Annotated in this window: 18 protein-coding genes; 6 read left to right on the top strand and 12 right to left on the bottom strand. The window is 72.6% G+C overall.

What is annotated here, in order from left to right; translation table 11 throughout:
- Positions 1 to 133: 133 nt before the first annotated feature.
- The 5 genes from araA to ATJ88_RS04955 all read right to left on the bottom strand — a co-directional run bounded on the left by araA (position 134) and on the right by ATJ88_RS04955 (position 5,838).
- Positions 134 to 1,645 carry an L-arabinose isomerase gene (gene araA / locus ATJ88_RS04975; protein ID WP_098462872.1) on the bottom strand — a complete coding sequence of 504 codons (1,512 nt, stop codon included), beginning with the start codon at positions 1,643 to 1,645 and terminating at the stop codon, positions 134 to 136.
- 100 nt (positions 1,646 to 1,745) lie between these two features.
- Positions 1,746 to 2,456 carry an L-ribulose-5-phosphate 4-epimerase gene (locus tag ATJ88_RS04970; RefSeq protein WP_098462871.1) on the bottom strand — a complete coding sequence of 237 codons (711 nt, stop codon included), beginning with the start codon at positions 2,454 to 2,456 and terminating at the stop codon, positions 1,746 to 1,748.
- Between the two features lie 28 nt (positions 2,457 to 2,484).
- On the bottom strand, positions 2,485 to 4,098 hold the full coding sequence (locus ATJ88_RS04965; RefSeq protein ID WP_098462870.1) for a xylulokinase: 1,614 nt from the start codon (positions 4,096 to 4,098) through the stop codon (positions 2,485 to 2,487).
- A 115-nt stretch (positions 4,099 to 4,213) separates the two neighbouring features.
- Positions 4,214 to 5,236 (bottom strand): LacI family DNA-binding transcriptional regulator, encoded by a 1,023-nt coding sequence (locus ATJ88_RS04960; protein ID WP_098465125.1) that lies wholly within the window; start codon positions 5,234 to 5,236, stop codon positions 4,214 to 4,216.
- Between the two features lie 38 nt (positions 5,237 to 5,274).
- Positions 5,275 to 5,838 (bottom strand): GNAT family N-acetyltransferase, encoded by a 564-nt coding sequence (locus ATJ88_RS04955; protein WP_098462869.1) that lies wholly within the window; start codon positions 5,836 to 5,838, stop codon positions 5,275 to 5,277.
- Positions 5,839 to 5,867: 29 nt separating this feature from the next.
- Between ATJ88_RS04955 and purU the strand changes: the two genes are divergently transcribed.
- The 5 genes from purU (at position 5,868) to ATJ88_RS04930 (ending at position 10,149) form a co-directional block, all read left to right on the top strand.
- A complete protein-coding gene (gene purU / locus ATJ88_RS04950; protein ID WP_098462868.1) occupies positions 5,868 to 6,755 on the top strand; it encodes a formyltetrahydrofolate deformylase in 888 nt (295 codons plus the stop codon).
- Between the two features lie 195 nt (positions 6,756 to 6,950).
- On the top strand, positions 6,951 to 7,469 hold the full coding sequence (locus ATJ88_RS04945) for a toxin-antitoxin system HicB family antitoxin (RefSeq protein WP_098462867.1): 519 nt from the start codon (positions 6,951 to 6,953) through the stop codon (positions 7,467 to 7,469).
- A gap of 109 nt (positions 7,470 to 7,578) precedes the next feature.
- A complete protein-coding gene (locus ATJ88_RS04940; protein WP_098462866.1) occupies positions 7,579 to 8,424 on the top strand; it encodes a DUF4097 family beta strand repeat-containing protein in 846 nt (281 codons plus the stop codon).
- A 58-nt stretch (positions 8,425 to 8,482) separates the two neighbouring features.
- Positions 8,483 to 9,316, top strand: a complete 834-nt coding sequence (locus ATJ88_RS04935) for an ABC transporter ATP-binding protein (protein ID WP_098462865.1) — start codon at positions 8,483 to 8,485, stop codon at positions 9,314 to 9,316.
- Positions 9,313 to 10,149, top strand: coding sequence for an ABC transporter permease (locus ATJ88_RS04930; protein ID WP_098462864.1), 837 nt, complete (start codon positions 9,313 to 9,315; stop codon positions 10,147 to 10,149). Before ATJ88_RS04935 ends, ATJ88_RS04930 begins: the two co-directional genes overlap by 4 nt.
- Before the next feature lie 120 nt (positions 10,150 to 10,269).
- On the opposite strand, the gene ATJ88_RS04925 is transcribed toward ATJ88_RS04930, so the two are convergent.
- A complete protein-coding gene (locus tag ATJ88_RS04925) occupies positions 10,270 to 11,148 on the bottom strand; it encodes a VOC family protein (protein WP_098462863.1) in 879 nt (292 codons plus the stop codon).
- A 28-nt stretch (positions 11,149 to 11,176) separates the two neighbouring features.
- Entirely contained in the window at positions 11,177 to 11,791 is a 615-nt protein-coding gene (locus tag ATJ88_RS04920) for an NADPH-dependent F420 reductase (RefSeq protein WP_098462862.1), read from the bottom strand.
- Positions 11,792 to 11,896: 105 nt separating this feature from the next.
- On the opposite strand from ATJ88_RS04920, the gene ATJ88_RS04915 reads away from it, so the two are divergent.
- The gene (locus tag ATJ88_RS04915; RefSeq protein WP_342744837.1) at positions 11,897 to 12,415 is read left to right on the top strand and encodes a MarR family winged helix-turn-helix transcriptional regulator; all 519 of its coding nucleotides are present in this window, start codon (positions 11,897 to 11,899) and stop codon (positions 12,413 to 12,415) included.
- A gap of 22 nt (positions 12,416 to 12,437) precedes the next feature.
- On the opposite strand, the gene ATJ88_RS04910 is transcribed toward ATJ88_RS04915, so the two are convergent.
- From ATJ88_RS04910 to chvE, 5 genes are all read right to left on the bottom strand, one after another.
- Positions 12,438 to 13,190 carry an ATP-binding cassette domain-containing protein gene (locus ATJ88_RS04910; RefSeq protein WP_098462861.1) on the bottom strand — a complete coding sequence of 251 codons (753 nt, stop codon included), beginning with the start codon at positions 13,188 to 13,190 and terminating at the stop codon, positions 12,438 to 12,440.
- Entirely contained in the window at positions 13,187 to 14,392 is a 1,206-nt protein-coding gene (locus tag ATJ88_RS04905; protein WP_425432655.1) for an ROK family transcriptional regulator, read from the bottom strand. The genes ATJ88_RS04910 and ATJ88_RS04905 overlap by 4 nt, the downstream gene beginning before the upstream one ends.
- A 78-nt stretch (positions 14,393 to 14,470) precedes the next feature.
- Entirely contained in the window at positions 14,471 to 15,649 is a 1,179-nt protein-coding gene (gene mmsB / locus ATJ88_RS04900; protein WP_098462859.1) for a multiple monosaccharide ABC transporter permease, read from the bottom strand.
- The gene (gene mmsA / locus ATJ88_RS04895; protein ID WP_098462858.1) at positions 15,646 to 17,205 is read right to left on the bottom strand and encodes a multiple monosaccharide ABC transporter ATP-binding protein; all 1,560 of its coding nucleotides are present in this window, start codon (positions 17,203 to 17,205) and stop codon (positions 15,646 to 15,648) included. The genes mmsB and mmsA overlap by 4 nt, the downstream gene beginning before the upstream one ends.
- Positions 17,206 to 17,336: 131 nt before the next feature.
- On the bottom strand, positions 17,337 to 18,494 hold the full coding sequence (gene chvE / locus ATJ88_RS04890; RefSeq protein ID WP_098462857.1) for a multiple monosaccharide ABC transporter substrate-binding protein: 1,158 nt from the start codon (positions 18,492 to 18,494) through the stop codon (positions 17,337 to 17,339).
- Positions 18,495 to 18,586 lie beyond the last annotated feature (92 nt).

The following is an 18,586-nucleotide window of genomic DNA, read 5'->3' as shown; positions in this document are numbered from 1 at the left end:
GCTGTCACGGCTCCTGCCGCCCACCGCGGTGACGCATCGTGCGTGCCGGCTTCGCACCTCATCGCGTCGGATGAGGTGCGAAGCCGGCACGCACGTTGCGGCCGGAGGGCGGCCCAGGGGGCTCAGGAGCGGGTCAGAGCCCGCGCGCCAGGCGGTAGTAGACCTGGTTCCAGCGGACCTGGTCGGCGAACCCGCGACGCGTGGTGTCCTCGTCGATGACGAGCAGCTCGGTGCCCGCGATCTGCGCGAACACCTCGAACGCCTCGATGCCGGCGGCGGTCGACATGACCGTGTGATGGGCACCGCCCGCGGTCAGCCAGGCCTCGGCCGACGTCGCGAAGTCGGGGCGCGGGGCCCAGACGGCGCGGGCCACCGGGAGCTTCGGCAGCTCGTGCGTCGGCGGGACGACGTCGACGACGTTGGCCGTGAGGCGGAACCGGTCGCGCATGTCGGCCAGCGACACGACGACGGCACCCTCGGTCGCGTCGGCGTCGAACACCATGCGGACCGGGTCCTCCTTGCCGCCGATGCCCAGGGGGTGGATCTCGATGCGCGGGGTCGAGGTGGTCAGCGACGGGCAGATCTCCAGCATGTGCGCGCCGAGGATGAGCTCCGAGCCGGGGGTGAGGTCGTAGGTGTAGTCCTCCATGAGGGAGGCGCCACCGGGCAGGCCCTCGCCCATGACCTTCGCGGCGCGCACGAGGACGGCGGTCTTCCAGTCGCCCTCGGCGCCGAACCCGTAGCCCTTGGCCATGAGGCGCTGTACGGCCAGGCCGGGCAGCTGGCGCAGCGCGCCGAGGTCCTCGAAGTTCGTGGTGAACGCCTTGGCGCCGCGCTCGACGAGGAACGCCTCCATGGCGATCTCCTGGCGGGCCGCGTAGCGCAGGGAGTCGTGCCGCTCGGCGCCGGCGCGCAGCTCCGGCGCGACGTCGTAGAGGTCCTCGTACTGCGCCACGAGCGCGTCGATGGCGGACTCCTCGACGGCGTCGACCGCGGCGACGAGGTCGTTGACGCCCCACGTGTTGACCGAGACGCCGAACTGCAGCTCGGCCTCCGTCTTGTCGCCCTCGGTGACGCCGACGTTGCGCATGTTGTCGCCGAACCGCACCAGGGTCAGCTCGTGCGTGGCGGCCCAGCCCGCGGCGCCGCGGACCCAGGTGCCGACGCGGCGCTGCACGGCCGGGTTGGTCACGTGCCCCACGACCGTGGTCCGCGCGACGCCGAGCCGGGACAGCATGTACCCGTACTCGCGGTCGCCGTGCGCGGCCTGGTTGAGGTTCATGAAGTCCATGTCGATGTCGGCCCACGGGAGCTCGACGTTCGCCTGCGTGTGCAGGTGCAGCAGCGGCTTGCGCAGCGCGTCGAGGCCCGCGATCCACATCTTCGCGGGGCTGAACGTGTGCATCCACGTGACGACGCCGAGGACGTCGTCGCGGGAGTTGGCCTCCAGCATGGCGCGACGGATGGAGTCCGAGTCCTTGAGGACCGGCTTCCACACGACCGTGGCGGGCACGTCGTCGGACGCGTCGAGGACGGCGGCGACCTCCTGCGACTGCGCGGCGACCTGCTCGAGCGTCTCGGGGCCGTAGAGGTCCTGGCTGCCGGTGAGGAACCAGACCTCGCGGTCGCCGTAGGGCTTGGACATGGGACTTCCTTTCACGGGGACGGGGGGTGCGGGGTCGACCTGCGCGACCTGCCCGGCCGGTTCCGGCCGGGGTGGGCGCCCCGCGGGGCGCCCGCCGGGGTCAGCGCTGGCCGTAGACGTTCTGGTAGCGGGCGTAGAGCGCGTCGACGTGCTCCTGGGCGATGGGCAGCGGCTCGCCGAGCTGGCGCGACACGTGCACCGCGCGGGCGACCTCCTCGCACAGGACGGCGGCCTTGACGGCGGCCTTCGCGTCGGCGCCGATGGTGAACGGCCCGTGGTTGCGCATGAGGACGGCGGGGCTGCGGGATCCCTGGAGGGTCGCGACGATGCCGCGGCCGATGGAGTCGTCGCCGATGATCGCGAACGGGCCGACGGGCACGGGACCGCCGAACTCGTCGGCCATCATCGTCAGCACGCAGGGGATCTCCTCGCCGCGCGCCGCCCAGGCGGTCGCGTACGTGGAGTGGGTGTGCACGACGCCGCCCACCTCGGGCATGTGCGCGTACACGTAGGCGTGCGCGGCGGTGTCGGACGACGGCGAGCGGTCGCCCTCGACGAGGTTGCCCTGCAGGTCGCAGACGACCATCGCGTCGGGGGTGATGTCGTCGTAGGAGACGCCGGACGGCTTGATGACGAGCAGGTCGTCGGCGCCGTCGGGGTCGCCCTCGGTGTCGCGCACGCGCTCGGACACGTTGCCCGCCGTCCACACGACGAGCTCCCAGCGGGGCAGCTCGGCGTGCAGGTCGGCGACCTTCTTCTTCGCGGCGTCGACGGCGGCGCGCAGGTGCGCCGGGACCTCGGTGATGGCCATGCGGGGGTTCTCCGTTCGCGGGGGCGGGTCAGAGCGACGCGACGGCGGCGCGCTCGACGGCGAGCCCGGCGGCGTAGCGCTCGAGGTAGGTGGCGAAGCCGGCGACGTCGGCCGGGTCGGGGTCGACGACGTCGAGCTCGGCGTCGGCGAAGACGCGGTCGGCGAGGTAGCCGGCGAGGGTGAGGCCGGGCTCCGCGGCGGACGCCGCGGCGAACGCGGCGAGCACGGCGATGCCCCACGCACCGCCCTCCCCGGCGGTGCGGCCGACGGCGACGGGCGCGTCGACGGCGGCGGCGAGCAGGCGCTGGGCCACGCCGGCGGTGCGGAACATGCCGCCGTGGGCGAACATCGCGTCGATCGCGACGCCCTCGCCGTCGAGCACGCGCATGCCGAGCGCGAGGGTGCCGAACGCGCCGTAGATCTGGGTGCGCATGAAGCTCGCCAGGGTGAGGCGGCTGTCGGGGGTGCGCACGAACAGGGGACGGCCGGCGTCCAGGCCGGTGATGGGCTCGCCCGCGAGGTAGTTGTAGGCGAGCAGGCCGCCGCCGTCCGCCGCGCCGTCGAGGGCCGCGGTGAACAGGGTGCCGAACACGGCGTCGGCGTCGTCGGGGCCGCCGAGCGCTCCGGCGAACTCGCGGAACAGACCGGCCCAGGCGTCGAGCTCGCTCGCACCGTTGTTGCAGTGCACCATCGCGACGAGGTCACCGGCGGGGGTGGTGACGAGGTCGAGCTCGTGGTGGACGGACGCGAGCGGCTTCTCCAGGACGACCATCGCGAAGATCGACGTGCCGGCGCTGACGTTGCCGGTGCGGGGCGCGACCGAGTTGGTGGCGACCATGCCGGTGCCGGCGTCGCCCTCGGGCGGGCAGAGCAGGACGCCCGGGCGCAGCTCGCCGGTCGGGTCGAGCAGGGCCGCGCCGGCGTCGGTGAGGTGGCCGGCGTCGGCGCCCGCGGGGAGCACCTCGGGCAGGAAGCCCGCCACGTCGAGGCCGGGGCGCTTCGCCGCGGCGAGGTGCTCGAACTGGGCGAGCATGCGGGCGTCGTAGTCGCCGGTGGCGGGGTCGACGGGGAACATGCCGGACGCGTCGCCGACGCCGAGCACGTGGCGGCCGGTCAGCGCGCGGTGCACGTACCCGGCGAGCGTCGTGAACGACGCGACCTGCCCGACGTGCGGCTCGTCGTCGAGGATGGCCTGGTAGAGGTGCGCGATCGACCAGCGCAGCGGGATGTTGTGCCCGAACAGCGCGGAGAGCTCCGCGGCGGCGGGGCCGGTGCTGGTGTTGCGCCAGGTGCGGAAGGGCACGAGCAGCTCACCGTCGGCGTCGAACGCGAGGTAGCCGTGCATCATCGCCGAGACGCCGAGCGCGGCAAACGTGGTAGGTCGCACCCCGTAGCGCTGCTCGACGTCGGCGACGAGGGCGGCGTAGGCACCCTGGAGGCCGGCGTGGACGGCGTCGAGGGAGTACGTCCACAGCCCGTCGACCAGCTCGTTCTCCCAGGCGTGGGAGCCGCTGGCGATCGGGGCGTGGTCGGGTCCCACGAGGGAGGCCTTGATGTTGGTCGAGCCGAGCTCGATGCCGAGGGTGGTGCGTCCTGCGAGGAGGGCGTCGCGCACCTCGGTCACCTGGTCTGGCAGCGTCATCGCCGATTCACTCCTTGTCGGTCGTCACACCAATGTTAGCGCTCACACGCGCCCTGCCCAAGCCCGCCGGTCAGTGCCGGTCGACACACGTCGACCGGCACCCGCCGACAGCCGCTCAGCGCGGCGGCGGCGCCGTCGAGGACCGCACCACCAGCTCCGGCTCGATCCGCTGCACCGGCACCGACGCACCCTCCAGCGCCGCCAGCAGCATCTCCACGCCCCGCGCGCCCAGCGCCGCGAACGGCTGCCGCACCGTCGTCAACGGCGGCACGAAGTACGCCGCACCGTCCACGTCGTCGAAACCCACCACCGACACGTCGTCCGGCACCCGCACACCACGCTCCCACAACGCCCGCAGCACGCCCAGCGCCAGCTGGTCGTTGCCCGCGAACACCGCCGTCGGGCCCTCCCCCGCCGCCAGCGCCTCCGCCAGGTCCCGACCCGCCGCGTACCCGTCCGCCGCCGACCACGACCGCACCCGCGGCCGCGCCGGCACCAGGCCGCGCGACTCCATCGCCTCGCGCCAGCCCGCCGCACGCTCCCGCGCGTCGAACCAGTCGTGCGGACCGCCGACGTGCACCACGTCCCGGTGGCCCAGGTCCAGCAGGTGCTCCGTCGCGCGCCGCGCACCCAGACGCTGGTCGACCGCGAGCGACATCGTCGACGAGCCCTCCCCCGCGTGCACCGCGCCCGACGGGTCGTCCAGGGCGGCCACCACGACCACCGGCACGGGGGCGCGGAACGACTCCACGGCCGCCGCGACCTCGTCGTGCGGCGCGATCACCACGATCCCGTCGACGCCCTGGTCCATGAAGTGCTCCAGCACCTGGTGCATCGAGGCGGTGTCGTACGTCCGCAGCGTCGCCACCGACACGAAGTAGCCCCGGTCGCGCGCCGCCTCCTCCACCGCGATGAGGGTGCTCGTCGGACCGAACAGCGCCGACCCCGTGGTCACGACGCCCAGGGTCGCCGACCGCGACGTCACCAGGGCCCGGGCCGCGCTGTTGCGCCGGTACCCCAGCTCGTCGATCGCCGCGAGCACGCGACCCCGCGTCTCCTCGCGCACGCTCGGGTGCCCGTTGAGGACCCGCGACACCGTCTGGTGCGACACCCCGGCCACCGCGGCCACGTCCGCCATCGACGGCCGACGCGCCACCCGGCGAGCCCCCGCCACGGTCACGGCCGGTCGGCCGGGGAGCCCGCCGGCGCCTCCCGGCGGGCGTCCACCGCGTGCAGCACGCGGCGCAGGTACGTGTAGGTGAGCTCGCCCGCGGCCTCGTCGTACTGGGCCTCGTAGCCGTGCTTCGTGTACATCGCGAGGTTCTGCCGGGAGTCCTTGCCCGTGAACGCCCAGATCTCCGCGACGTCCTCCGGCAGGTGGTCGAGGATCGCGAACAGCAGCGTCGTCCCCAGACCCTTGCCCTGCTGGTCCGGCGCCACGGCCAGCCGGCCGAGCGTCGCGCGGGACCCCTCGACCTCCACCCGGATCGACCCGACGAGGCGGTGTCCCTCCCACGCCCCGATCGTCACGACGTCGTCGCGGGCCATGTCCTCGCGCAGCTCGTGCAGCGTCTGCGTCAGCGGCGGGATGTTCGGGTCGTCGTAGAGCTGCGCCTCGGACACGAAGGCGGCGCGGCGCAGCGTGAGGAGCTCGCCCGCGTGCTCGTCGGTGACGAGCGCGATCCGGGTCGGTGCGTCGCCGTCGGCACCGGCGGCAGGGTTGACGGTGGTGTCGCTCATGGCCCCATCGTGGCAGACCGTGGGCGACAATGGCGTGCGTGACCACGCAGCCGAACCCGACCTCGCCGGCACGCCCGACGGAGTGGGTCCTCACCCTGTCCTGCCCCGACCGCCCCGGCATCGTGCACGCCGTCAGCGGCGTGCTCGCCGAGCACGGCGGGAACATCACCGAGTCGCAGCAGTTCGGCGACCCGGTGTCGGGACTGTTCTTCCTGCGCATGCAGGTCGAGTCGGCCTCCGCCCGCCCCGAGCTGGAGGCGGCGCTCGGCGACGTCGCGGCCCGGTTCGCGATGACGTGGCAGCTCGACGTCGTCGGCCGCCCCGTGCGCACGCTGCTCATGGTGTCCCGGGCGGCGCACTGCCTGGTGGACCTGCTCTACCGGGAGCGCTCCGGCCAGGTGCCCATCGACGTCGTCGGCGTGGTGGGCAACCACACCGACCTGGCGGACCACGCCGCGTTCTACGGCAAGCCGTTCCACCACGTGCCGGTCACCGCCGCGACGAAGGGCGAGGCCGAGGACCGGCTGCGCGCGCTGGTGCGCGAGCTCGACGTCGAGCTGGTCGTGCTGGCCCGGTACATGCAGATCCTGTCGGACGACCTGTGCCGCGACCTGTCGGGACGCGTCATCAACATCCACCACTCGTTCCTGCCGTCGTTCAAGGGGGCGCGGCCCTACGCGCAGGCGCACGACCGGGGCGTCAAGCTCATCGGGGCGACGTCGCACTACGTCACGGGCGACCTGGACGAGGGCCCGATCATCGAGCAGGACGTCGAGCGCGTGGACCACTCGCGCGCCGTGACGGACCTCGTCTCCCTCGGCGAGGACGTCGAGCGGCGCACGCTGGCCCGCGCCGTGCGCTGGCACGCCGAGCACCGGGTGCTGCTCAACGGGCACCGCACGGTCGTCTTCCACTGAGCCTCGGCGGGCTCGCCCGCCGCACCGCGCGGCCCGTGCCGGCACCTGCCGGCCCGGGCCGCTGTCGTCCCGGGCGCCGGTGACCTGCGACGACGCCGCGGCGACGGTCGGGCGACACCATCACGACACCATCTGGCGCCACGAATGACGCCAAACCCCTTGCAGTGACACCATCATGGTGTCATAGTTGACGTCATGAACCTCGACCAGTACGTCGCCGAGCTGCAGCAGCAGCTCGCCACCGCGGCCGCCGCCGGCGGGGACGACGCCCGCGAGCTCGCCGCCCGCCTCACCGCACCCCTCGACGCCGCCGCGCGGCTCGCCCTCCTGGGCGCCCTGTCCGACGCCGCCGGGGAGATCTCCGCCGAGCTCGCCCCCGGCTCCGTCGACGTCCGCCTGCGCGCCGGGTCGCCCGAGTTCGTCGTCACCGCCCCCCGCAGCACCCCGACCGGCACCCCACCGCCCCCCGCGCCGGCCGCTACCGCGCAGGCCGCGGAGCCGGCCGACGCCGAGGGCGGCGCCACCACCCGCACCACCCTGCGCCTGCCCGACCACCTCAAGGCCCAGGCCGAGGTCGCCGCCGCCCGCGACGGCGTCTCCGTCAACACGTGGCTCGTGCGCGCCGTCGCCGCGGCGCTCGAGCAGTCCACCGGCCGACCCGCCGCGCGGCCCACGCAGCACGGCTCCGGCCGCGTCACCGGCTGGGTGCGCTGACACCCGGCACGGCACCCCGCCGCACCTGACACCACCGCGACACCACCGGCCGCCCACCGGCCGGGACCAGACACCACATCGTCACGACCCGACCCAGGGAGACCTCGTCATGCCCACGTTCCCCGCCCCCCGCCCCGTCCCCGTCACCGTGGACGTCCCCTTCGCCCGGCTCCACGTCGTGGCGAGCGACCGGGACGACGTCGTCGTCACCGTCCTGCCGAGCGACCCGTCGCGGTCCGGCAGCGTCCGCGCCGCCGAGGAGGTCCGCGTCGAGCGCACCGGTGACGGAGTCGCCGTCACCTACCCCGGCTCGTGGAAGCAGTGGGTGCTGCCGTTCGCGGCCGGCACCGCCGACGTCACCGTCGAGCTGCCCACCGGGTCCGAGGTGCGCGGCAGGACCGGCTCGCTGCACGTCGAGGGCGCACTGCACGCCGTCGAGATGTCCCTGTCCGCCGGCGACGCCCGTCTGGGGGTCGTCGACCGGCTCACCCTCGCCGTGGGCGCCGGCTCCGTGCACGTCGGGCGGGCCGTCACCGCGAACGTCAAGGCGAGCGCCGGCTCGGTCCACGTCGACGAGGTCGCCGGCGAGGTCGCGGTCAAGGCCTCCAACGGCACCACGACCGTCGGCACCGTCAGCGGCGCCCTCACCGTGCAGGGCGCGCACGGCGACATCACCGTGCGCCGGGTGCGCGGCGCCGTCACGGCCCGCTCCGCGCACAGCAGCATCCGGGTGGACGCCCTCGAGTCCGGCAGCGTCGCGCTCACCACGTCGTTCGGGTCGATCGACGTCGGGGTGCCGGAGGGCACCGCCGCCTACCTCGACCTCGCGACCGAGCACGGCACGGTCCGCAACCAGCTCACGCCCACCGACGGCCCGGTCGCCGACGAGGCCACCGCCGAGATCCACGCCAGCACCGGCTACGGCGACGTCGTCGTCCGTCGCCCGCACGCCTGAGCCGCACCGCCCGCACCCGCACCTGTGCCCGTCGCCCGACCCCCACCTGGAGAACGCCATGACCTCCCCTGCCCTCGCACCGGCGATCCACGTCACCGGTCTGCGCAAGTCCTACCCGTCGAAGCAGGGCCCCCAGCTCGTGCTCGACGGCGTCGACCTCACCGTCCCCGCCGGGACGGTGACCGCCCTGCTCGGTCCCAACGGCGCCGGCAAGACCACCACGGTGGGCGTGCTGTCCACCCTGCTCCGGGCCGACGCGGGCACCGTCCGCGTCGCCGGGCACGACGTCGCCCACGACGGTGACGCCGTCCGCGCCGCCATCGGCGTCACCGGCCAGGTCACGGCCGTCGACGACCTCCTCACCGGCGCCGAGAACCTGCGCCTCATGGCCGACCTGCACCACCTGGGCCGTGCGGCCGGGCGACGCCGCACCGCGGAGCTGCTCGACCAGTTCGGCCTGACCGTGGCGGCGGGCAAGCCTGTGGCGGCCTACTCCGGCGGCATGAAGCGCAAGCTCGACCTCGCGATGACGCTCGTCGGCTCCCCCGCCGTCGTGTTCCTCGACGAGCCCACCACGGGCCTCGACCCGCGCAGCCGCCGCACCCTGTGGGACGAGGTGCGCCGCCTCGTCGCGGACGGCACCACGATCCTGCTCACCACGCAGTACCTGGAGGAGGCCGACCGCCTCGCCGACGCCGTCGCCGTGCTGCACGAGGGCCGCGTCGTCGCCGAGGGCACGCCCGCCGAGCTCAAGGCCGTGCACGACGCCGGCACGCTCGACGACGTGTTCCTCGCCCTCACCGAACCCCCCACCGACGACAGCACCGACGACAGCACCGCAGGGACCGCCGGGGACCCCGTCGGCCCGAACCCGAAGGAGGACGTCCGATGACCGCCGTCGCCACCCCCGTGCCCGTGACCGCGCGCCCCCGCCCGGTCGCCGACGTCACCACGATGGTGCGCCGCACCCTGCTCCGCGCGGTGCGCTACCCCGGCCTGACGGTGTTCCTCGTCGCCGGACCGCTGGTCATGCTGGTGCTGTTCGTCTACGTGTTCGGCGGGGCGTTCGGCGCGGGCGTCGTGCCCGGTGTCACGCCGGGGGCCGACGGCCGGGCCGCCTACCTCGCGTACATCACCCCGGCGCTGCTCGCCATCACCGTCGTCGGGGGCGCCACCTCGCTCGCCACCAGCGCCGCGATGGACGCCGCGGGCGGCATCATGGCCCGCTTCAAGACCATGGCGATCTCTCCCGGGTCGGTGCTGTCCGGCCAGGTCATCGGGTTCGCCGTCCAGGCGCTCGTCGCCCTGGTGCTCGTGATCGGGGCGGCCTTCGCCATGGGCTACCGGCCCGACGCCGGACCGCTCGAGTGGCTGGCGCTGCTCGGGCTGACGGCGGCGCTGGCGATCGCGCTCAACTGGCTGTGCGTCGCGATGGGGCTCAGCTCCCGCAGCGTCGAGACGGCCAGCAACGCCCCGATGATCCTGCTGCTCCTGCCGTTCCTGGGCAGCGGATTCGTCCCCGTCGAGACGATGCCGGCAGGCCTGCGCTGGTTCGCCGAGTACCAGCCGTTCACGCCGATCATCGAGACCGTGCGCGGCCTGCTGGCCGGCGGGGCGGGTCTGGAGACGAGCACCGTCGCCCTGGCGCTCGGCTGGATCGTCGTCATCGGCGCGGCGGGCCACGCCTGGTCCCGCTCGCTCTACCGCCGCGAGCGGCGCATCTGACGTCGCCGGTCGTCGCCCGGACCGCCGTCGCGGACGCCGCGGGGCCGCACCGGATCGGTGCGGCCCTGCGGCGTCGTGCCGGGGGCGGGGTCCCGTCCCGGCGGCTCCTTGGTGGTGCCGTCAGCCGACGGAGACCTCGACGAGGGTGTTCCACGGGTCGTCGAACCGCAGCGTGCGGCCGTCGTCGCGGGTCGCGACCCCGACGTGCTTCAACCGGTCGCGCAGGGCGCCGACCTCGTCGGCGGTCGGCACGGTGAGGGCCATCTGCCCGAGGCCGAGGGTCGCGGCACGCGGGCCGGCCCCCGCGCTGTTCCACGTGTTGACGGCGACGTGGTGGTGGTAGCCGCCCGCCGCCATGAACAGCGCACCGTGGAACGTCGCCATGACCTCGAACCCGAGGGTGTCCACGTAGAACGTCGACGCGGTGGGGATGTCGCCGACCTGGAGGTGGACGTGCCCCACCTGGGCGCCCTGGCCCGCGGTGCCCCGCAGGGCGTCCTCGGTGAGGTGCTCGGTGAGGAACGCCTGCGGGTCGAACCAGTCGGAGCCCATGTCGACGCCGCCGGACGTGTGGGTCCAGGCGTCGCGCGGCCGGTCCCAGTACAGCTCGATCCCGTTGTCCTCCGGGTCGGTGAAGTAGAACGCCCGGGACACCCAGTGGTCGGAGTTCCCGACGAACCGCGACAGCGGGTGGCGCGCCGCGTGGGCGACGGCCGCGGCCAGGGTCTCCTCGGTCTCGAACAGGACGGCCGTGTGGAACAGGCCCGCCTGGTTCCGGGCCGTGGCCGGGAGCCCCGGCGTGTGCTGGAGGACGACGACGGGCGTCGCCCCGCGACCGAGGGCCACCCGTCCGGGGCCCGCGAGCGCGGGGAGCTCCGTCAGCGCGAGGGCGTCCCGGTAGTAGTCGGTCATGGTCGCGAGGTCGCCGACGTGGAGCGTGACCGCCCCCATCGTCGTGTCGGCCGCGAGCAGGTCCCCCGCGGGGCGTGCCGTCGTCATGAGTCCATCCTCCGTCGTGGTGGTCGGGTCAGACCAGCGCGAGACCGGCGTCCCAGCCGGTCTTCTCGCCGGCGGCGAGGGTGAGCTGGAGGAACCCGACGGCCTCGAGCTCGCGCGCGCGGCGCAGGGAGCCGGCGTCGACGACGCGGACGCCGGAGCCGTCGAGCGTCGCGGCGAGCGCGGCCTTGGCGTCGGCGTCGTCCCCGGCGACCAGGACGGTGGTGGGCAGGCCGCCCACGGTGCCGGTGGCCAGCGTGGCGGCGAAGTTCGTGTTGAACGCCTTGACGACCTTGGCGCCGGGCAGACGGTCGGCGAGTCCGGCGGCGGCCGAGGAGTCGGCGGGCACGACCAGGTCGTCGAAGGTGGCGAAGTCGAGCGGGTTGGTGATGTCGACGACGACCTTGCCGGTGAGCTGCTCGCCGTAGGTGGCGACGACGTCGTCGAGCGCCGGGTAGGGCAGGGCGAGGACGACGACGTCGCCGGTGAGCGCGTCACCGAACGTGGCGGCGGTGGCGGCGGGGTCGACGCCCTCGGCCTTGGCGCCGTCGCGGGCCACGACCTGGACGTCGCTGCCGGCAGCGAGCGCGAGGCGCGCGATCGCGGAGCCCATGTTGCCGGTGCCGATGATGGAGATGCTGGCCATGTCGTCCTCCTGAGACGTGTCGTCGACCCGTTTGGTTGACGCTACAACTAACGTAGCGAGGTAAAGTTGTCTCGTCAACCATCAGGTGGAGAGAGGACGGTCACGGTGCCGGACACGACGGACGACCCCGGGCACGGCGCGGCCGAGCCCCGCTGGCTCGACGACGACCAGATGCGCAGCTGGTTGCGGCTCCAGGCCGTCATCGGGCTCCTGCCCGGCCTCCTCGACCAGCAGCTCCGCCGCGACGCCGACCTCACGCACTTCGAGTACCTCGTGCTGGCCATGCTGTCCGAGGCACCGGGTCGCGAGCTCCAGATGAGCGCGCTGGCCCGGCTGACCAACAGCACCCTGCCCCGGCTGTCGCACGTCGCGAAGCGCCTCGAGGAGCGCGGCCTGGTGGCCCGCTGCGCCGCCCCCCGGGACCGCCGCGCCACCGTCGCCCGCCTCACCGACGACGGCTGGGACAAGCTCGTCCTCAGCGCCCCCGGCCACGCCCGCACCGTGCTGGAGAACGTCTACGACGACCTCGACGCCGACGACGTCGCCGCGCTGTCCGCCGTGCTCGCGAAGATCCTCGTGCACGTCGACCCGAACGACACGTTCGGCCGCGAGCACCCGCGGTAGGCGGCGCTGCCGCGTCGGCCGGTCAGGCCGCGCCGGTGATCGCCGCCAGGATGGACTCGTGGCTCGCGGTCGCGGGGAACGACCCGTTGTTGCGCCCGTGGCGCAGCACCTCGATGCGGTCCGCGACGGCACGCACGTCGTTGAGGTTGTGGCTGATGAGCACGACGCCGAGCCCGAGCTCGCGCAGCCGTTCGATGTGCGTGAGCACCTCGCCGGTCTGCGCCACGGACAGGGCGGCGGTCGGCTCGTCGAGCACGACGATGCGCGGGTCACCGATGAGGGTCCGCGCGATGGCGACGGCCTGACGCTGCCCGGCGGACAGGTGCGCCAGCGGTGTGCGCACGCTCGGGATACGGACCGTGAGGTGCTCGAGGAGCCGCCGGGTCTCGTTCTCCATGAGGCCGTCGTCGAGGAGGCCGAACCGGTTGCGCAGCTCCTGGCCGAGGTACACGTTGGCGGTGACGTCGAGGTTCTCGGCGACCGCGAGGTCCTGGAACACGCTGGCGACGCCGAGGTTCTTGGCCGCCGACGGCGAGCCCATGGCGACGGCACGGCCCTCGATCTCGATCTGACCGGCGTCGGGCGCGAGCACGCCGGCGACGACCTTCGCCAGCGTCGACTTCCCCGCGCCGTTGTCCCCCACGAGAGCCACGACCTCGTGGGCGTGGACCTCCAGGTCCACGCCCACCAGGGCCTCCACGGCCCCGAAGAACTTGCTCACCTCGCGCAACGCGAGCAGCGGTGTGCGGCCCACCGGCTGCGGCAGCGTCGTCATCGTCGCTCTGCCCTCTCCTCGTCCCTGCTGTCGGACCGGTCGAACACGTCGGTGTTCTCCAGGGCGAGCGCCACCGCCCCGGTGATCTCCGCCCGCAGGCCCAGCGTCGCCGGTACGACGTCAGGACCTCCTGCCTGGCTCAGCATGGTGCGTCGCCGCAGCTCGGCGCGCAACGGACCGAGGAACGTCTCCCCCGTCTCGGCGAGCTCGCCGCCGACGACGACCACCTGGGGTGCGAGGCCGGTGGCGACGGCCGCGACGACGGACCCGACGCGGGCCCCGGCGTCGGCGACGATCTCACGGCAGCCGGGGTCCTCCTCCCGGGCGAGCCGGACCAGGTCGCGCAGGGTGAGGTTGCCGTGGCTGGTGCGCAACGGCTCCAGCAGGGCCGGCAGGCCGACGACGGTGTCGAGGCAGCCCCGGCTCCCGCACCCGCAGATGCGGCCCGCGGGGTCGACCTGCACGTGACCGATCTCGCCGGCGGTGCCGTCGGCGCCGCGGTGCAGGCGACCGTTGAGGACGACGCCGGCGCCGACGCCGTGGGACACCTTGACGTACATCATGTCGCGCCACTCCCGGCCCACCCCGAGGGTGGACTCGGCGAGCGCGCCGACGTTGGCGTCGTTGTCGACGTAGACGGGGCGGGCCAGCCGCTTCTCGAGCACCTGGGCGATCTGGACCGAGTCCCACCCGCGCATCACGCCGCGCACGCTGATCATGCCCGTCACGGGGTCGACGGGGGCGGGCACCCCGAGGCCGATGCCGAGCAGGTCGTCGAGCTCGGAGCCGACCCGTTCGAGGAGGTCGACGACGAGCAGCGCGGCGCGGTCGAGGCTGGTGTCGGGACGGTGCTCGGCCGGCAGGGGCAGCGCCTGCTCCGCGAGGATCTCGTGCGCGACGTCGGCGACGGCGACCCGCAGGTGCCGGTGGCCGACGACGATCCCCGCGACCAGTCCCACGCGGTGGGCGAGCGTCACGAGCTGGGCGCGACGACCGGAGCGGACGGTGCTGCGGACCTCGACGACCTCGGCGGCCACCAGCTCCTTGACGATCACCGACACGGTGGCCGGCGACAGCCCGGTGGCACCGGTGAGCTCGACCTGCGTGAGCCCGCCGTGCTTCTTGACGGCGTCGACGACGCGCGAGCGGTTCGCCTCGCGCAACGACGACTGCGTGCCCGCCATCGGTCGCCGTCCTCTCACCCGGGGGAGTCTAGACGCCGACGGCGGGCGGGTGGCCGACACGTCCGTGCCGGTACCCGCCCGCCGTCGGGGTGTGGGTCAGCGCGCGACCGAGGCGCGGCGCTTGTTCCAGATGTCGAACGCCACGGCGAGCAGGAGCACGAGGCCCTTGACCACCTGCTGCGTCGACTGCGGGACGCCCATGAGCTGCATGCCGTTCGACATGACGGCCATGATCAGACCACCGATGACGGCTCCGCCGACGCGGCCCACACCACCGGTGGTGGAGGCGCCGCCGATGAAGCAGGCCGCGATGGCGTCGAGCTCGAACATGTTGCCCGCGCCCGGCTGTGCGCCGTTCATGCGCGAGGAGAACACGACGCCGGCGACCGAGGCCAGCACGCCCATGTTGACGAAGATCCAGAAGTTGACCTTCTTCACCGCGACGCCGGACAGCTCGGCGGCGTGGCGGTTGCCGCCCACGGCGTACACGTGACGACCGAACACGGAGTTCTGGGTGACCAGCGAGTAGGCGATGATCAGCACGGCCAGGATGATCAGCACGACCGGCAGGCCGCGCGAGACCGACAGCTGGTAGCCGAACCACATGACGACGGCGGCGACGGCGACGAGCTTGACGACGAACAGCGGGATGGACTCGACCTGCTGCTGGTACGCGATCTTGCCCTGACGGCTGCGCCACTGGCTGACGGCGTAGCCGGCGACACCGATGCCGAAGATCACCAGGGTGAACGCGTCGTAGCCGTACCCGCCGAAGAGACCGTTGAGGAACCCGTTGGCGATGTCGTAGTACGTCCCGCCGAACGGCGACAGCGAGCGGTTGTCGAGCACGAGGAACGTCAGGCCGCGGAAGATCAGCATGCCCGCCAGGGTCACGATGAAGCCGGGGATCCCGACGTACGCGACCCAGAAGCCCTGCCACATGCCGACGAGGAGACCGACGACCAGGGCGGCCAGGACGCCCACCCACCACGGCATGCCCTCGCGGATGACCACGACCGCGGACACCGCTCCCGTCAGCGCGACGACCGAACCGACGGACAGGTCGATCTGTCCGGCGACGATGATCATCACCATGCCGATCGCGAGGATCAGGATGTAGGAGTACTGCAGGACGATGTTCGTCAGGTTGGTCGGGGACAGGAACGCGGGGTGCAGGGCGGCGAAGATCGCGACGATGACGGCGAACGCGACGACGATGCCGCTCTGGCGCATGTTCCGGGTCACGACGTTCCGGACCGAGTCGATGGCATTCATGAGGCGGTTTCCTTCGTGGGCAGGGGCTGGTCGCGCTCGATGGTCATGAGCTCCATGAGTCGCTCCTGCGTCGCGTCCGCGACGGGGAGCTCACCGGTGATGCGACCGAAGGCGAGGGTGTACACGCGGTCGCAGATGCCCAGCAGCTCGGGCAGCTCGGAGGAGATGACGACGACCGCCTTCCCCGCTGCGACCATCTTGTTGATGATCGTGTAGATCTCGTACTTCGCGCCGACGTCGATGCCTCGCGTCGGCTCGTCGAGGATGAGGACGTCCGGGTCGGTGTACAGCCACTTGGACAGCACGACCTTCTGCTGGTTGCCGCCGGACAGCTTGCCGACCTCGGCGACGACGTTGGGCGTCTTGATGTTGAGCGACCCGCGGTACTCCTCGGCGACGCGCAGCTCCTCGTTGCGGTTGACCCAGCCTCGAGTGGCGAGCTTGCGCAGCGCGGCGAGCGAGATGTTGTGCCGGATGTCGTCGATGAGGTTGAGGCCGTAGTGCTTGCGGTCCTCGGTCGCGTAGGCGAGGTTGTGCGTGATCGCCTCGGCGACGTCGCGGACCTGGATGCGCTTGCCGTCCTTGTAGATCTCGCCACGGATGTTGCGTCCGTAGGAGCGGCCGAAGATGGACATCGCCAGCTCGGTGCGTCCCGCGCCCATGAGACCGGCGATGCCGACGACCTCGCCGGCCCGGACGTTGAACGACGCGTCGACGATGACCTGACGCCCGGCCTGGGTGGGGTGGTCGACGCTCCAGTTCTCGACGCGCAGCACCTCGTCGCCGAGGACGCTGGTGCGCTCGGGGTACCGGTGCTCGATGTCCCGGCCGACCATGCCGCGGATGATGCGGTCCTGGGTCGAGTCGGGCGCCCGCATGTCGATCGTCTCGATGGTCCGGCCGTCACGGATGATCGTGGTGCGGTCGGCGATCTCCTCGATCTCGTTGAGCTTGTGCGAGATGATGATGCAGGTGATGCCCTCCGCGCGCAGGGCACGCAGGAGCTCGAGCAGGTGCTCGGAGTCGGTGTCGTTGAGCGCCGCGGTGGGCTCGTCGAGGATGAGGAGCTTCACCTCCTTCGAGAGCGCCTTGGCGATCTCGATGAGCTGCTGCTTGCCGACGCCGAGCTGGCCGATGGGCGTGATGGGGTTCTCGTCGAGGCCCACCCGTTCGAGGAGAGCGGCGGCCCTCTGGTTGGCGTCGTTCCAGTCGATCAGGCCGAAGCGCCCGCGGGTCTCGTTGCCGAGGAAGATGTTCTCGGCGACGGACAGATAGGGCACCAGGGCGAGCTCCTGGTGGATGATGACGATGCCGCGGTCCTCGGAGTCGTTGATCGACCCGAACTCGGCCGACGCACCGTCGAAGACGATCTCGCCGTCGTAGGTGCCGTGCGGGTAGACGCCGGACAGCACCTTCATGAGCGTCGACTTGCCGGCGCCGTTCTCACCGCAGATGGCGTGGATCTCGCCCTGCTCCACGGTGAGGGTGACGTCCGACAGCGCCTTGACGCCGGGGAACTCCTTGGTGATGGAGCGCATCTCCAGAATGGTGCTCATCTGCGCTCTCGTCCCTCCTTCGATGGGTGGTCCGCCGGTCCGTTCGCGGGCGGACCCGGGGCGGGCGGCCCGCCGTCGTGCGACGACGGACGCGCCCGCCCGGGGTGGTGGGGTCGTTCAGACCGGGCGGATCACTCCGCCTGTCCGGCCTCGACCTCGTCCATGGTGTAGTAGCCGGAGTCCACGAGAACGGGCTCGATGTCCTCCTTGAAGACCGTCTCGACCTCGAGGAGGTAGGACGGGACGACCTTGACGCCGTTGTCGTACGTCTCGGTGTCGTTCGCCTCCGGCTCCTCGCCGTTGACGAACGACTCGGTGGCGGTGACGGCCTGCTCGGCGAGCAGACGCGTGTCCTTGAAGATCGTGGACGACTGGACGCCGTCGTTGATCAGCTTGATGTTGGCGATCTCGGCGTCCTGACCGGTGACGACGGGCAGGCCGTCCTCGATGGTCGGACCCATCCCGGCACCCGTGAGGGCGTTGAGGATGCCGCGCGAGAGCACGTCCGCCGGCGCGAGGACACCGTTGAGCTCGGTGTCGTTGCCGGTGTAGGTGGAGGTCAGCAGGTCCTCCATGCGGCTCTGGGCGGTCTCGAGCTCCCAGCGCTGCGTGGAGACGGTGTCGAACGACGTCTGCCCGGAGGGGACGACGAGGGTGCCGTCGTCGAGGAGCGGCTGCAGGATCGACATCGCGCCGTCGAAGAAGAACCCGGCGTTGTTGTCGTCCGGCGAACCGGCGAAGAGCTCGATGTTGTACGGGCCCTCCTCACCGGTGGGCTCGCCGTTCTCGTCGAGGTAGCCGAGGCCGCGCAGGAGCGCGTTGGCCTGGGCCACGCCGACCGCGAAGTTGTCGAACGTCGTGTAGAAGTTGACGTTCTCGCTGTCGCGGATGAGGCGGTCGTAGGCGATGACCGGGATGTTCGCGGCCGCGGCGGCCTCGAGCTGGCTGGTCAGGGCCGTACCGTCGATGGACGCGATGATGAGGACGTCGACGCCCTCGGTGATCATCGAGTCGATCTGCTGGGTCTGGGTCGGGATGTCGTCGTTGGCGAACTGGAGGTCCACCGTGTAGCCGAGCTCCTCGAGCCCTTCCTTGACGTTGTTGCCGTCCTGGATCCAGCGCTCGTAGGTCTGCGTCGGCATGGCGACGCCGACCTGGACGTTGTCGTCGCCGTCGCCCGCCGCACCGTCGGTGCTGCCGGAACCGGCGCCCTCGCCACCACAGGCGGTCAGGGTGAGCGCCAGCGCCGCACCCGCGGCGACCACGCCCATCTTCTTGCCGAGTCGCATCCTCGCGCTCCTTCTCGTCGTCGAGTGTCCTCCCGTGCGGCGACCTTCACCGCCGGTGCCCGCACGGGGCCTGGACCGGGTCACCGAGTGAC

It is taken from the genome of Isoptericola jiangsuensis, from assembly GCF_002563715.1.
Lineage (GTDB): Bacteria > Actinomycetota > Actinomycetes > Actinomycetales > Cellulomonadaceae > Isoptericola > Isoptericola jiangsuensis.
Note: the sequence above shows the minus strand (reverse complement) of the source record. Positions and strands in the feature narration are given on the sequence as shown.

Bases quoted from the DNA above. Each gene is read 5' to 3' on its own strand.
- araA (WP_098462872.1), bottom strand. From the start codon at position 1,645: ATGTCCAAGCCCTACGGCGACCGCGAGGTCTGGTTCCTCACCGGCAGC.
- ATJ88_RS04970 (WP_098462871.1), bottom strand. From the start codon at position 2,456: ATGGCCATCACCGAGGTCCCGGCGCACCTGCGCGCCGCCGTCGACGCC.
- ATJ88_RS04965 (WP_098462870.1), bottom strand. From the start codon at position 4,098: ATGACGCTGCCAGACCAGGTGACCGAGGTGCGCGACGCCCTCCTCGCA.
- ATJ88_RS04960 (WP_098465125.1), bottom strand. From the start codon at position 5,236: ATGGCGGACGTGGCCGCGGTGGCCGGGGTGTCGCACCAGACGGTGTCG.
- ATJ88_RS04955 (WP_098462869.1), bottom strand. From the start codon at position 5,838: ATGAGCGACACCACCGTCAACCCTGCCGCCGGTGCCGACGGCGACGCA.
- purU (WP_098462868.1), top strand. From the start codon at position 5,868: ATGGCGTGCGTGACCACGCAGCCGAACCCGACCTCGCCGGCACGCCCG.
- ATJ88_RS04945 (WP_098462867.1), top strand. From the start codon at position 6,951: ATGAACCTCGACCAGTACGTCGCCGAGCTGCAGCAGCAGCTCGCCACC.
- ATJ88_RS04940 (WP_098462866.1), top strand. From the start codon at position 7,579: ATGCCCACGTTCCCCGCCCCCCGCCCCGTCCCCGTCACCGTGGACGTC.
- ATJ88_RS04935 (WP_098462865.1), top strand. From the start codon at position 8,483: ATGACCTCCCCTGCCCTCGCACCGGCGATCCACGTCACCGGTCTGCGC.
- ATJ88_RS04930 (WP_098462864.1), top strand. From the start codon at position 9,313: ATGACCGCCGTCGCCACCCCCGTGCCCGTGACCGCGCGCCCCCGCCCG.
- ATJ88_RS04925 (WP_098462863.1), bottom strand. From the start codon at position 11,148: ATGACGACGGCACGCCCCGCGGGGGACCTGCTCGCGGCCGACACGACG.
- ATJ88_RS04920 (WP_098462862.1), bottom strand. From the start codon at position 11,791: ATGGCCAGCATCTCCATCATCGGCACCGGCAACATGGGCTCCGCGATC.
- ATJ88_RS04910 (WP_098462861.1), bottom strand. From the start codon at position 13,190: ATGACGACGCTGCCGCAGCCGGTGGGCCGCACACCGCTGCTCGCGTTG.
- mmsB (WP_098462859.1), bottom strand. From the start codon at position 15,649: ATGAATGCCATCGACTCGGTCCGGAACGTCGTGACCCGGAACATGCGC.
- mmsA (WP_098462858.1), bottom strand. From the start codon at position 17,205: ATGAGCACCATTCTGGAGATGCGCTCCATCACCAAGGAGTTCCCCGGC.
- chvE (WP_098462857.1), bottom strand. From the start codon at position 18,494: ATGCGACTCGGCAAGAAGATGGGCGTGGTCGCCGCGGGTGCGGCGCTG.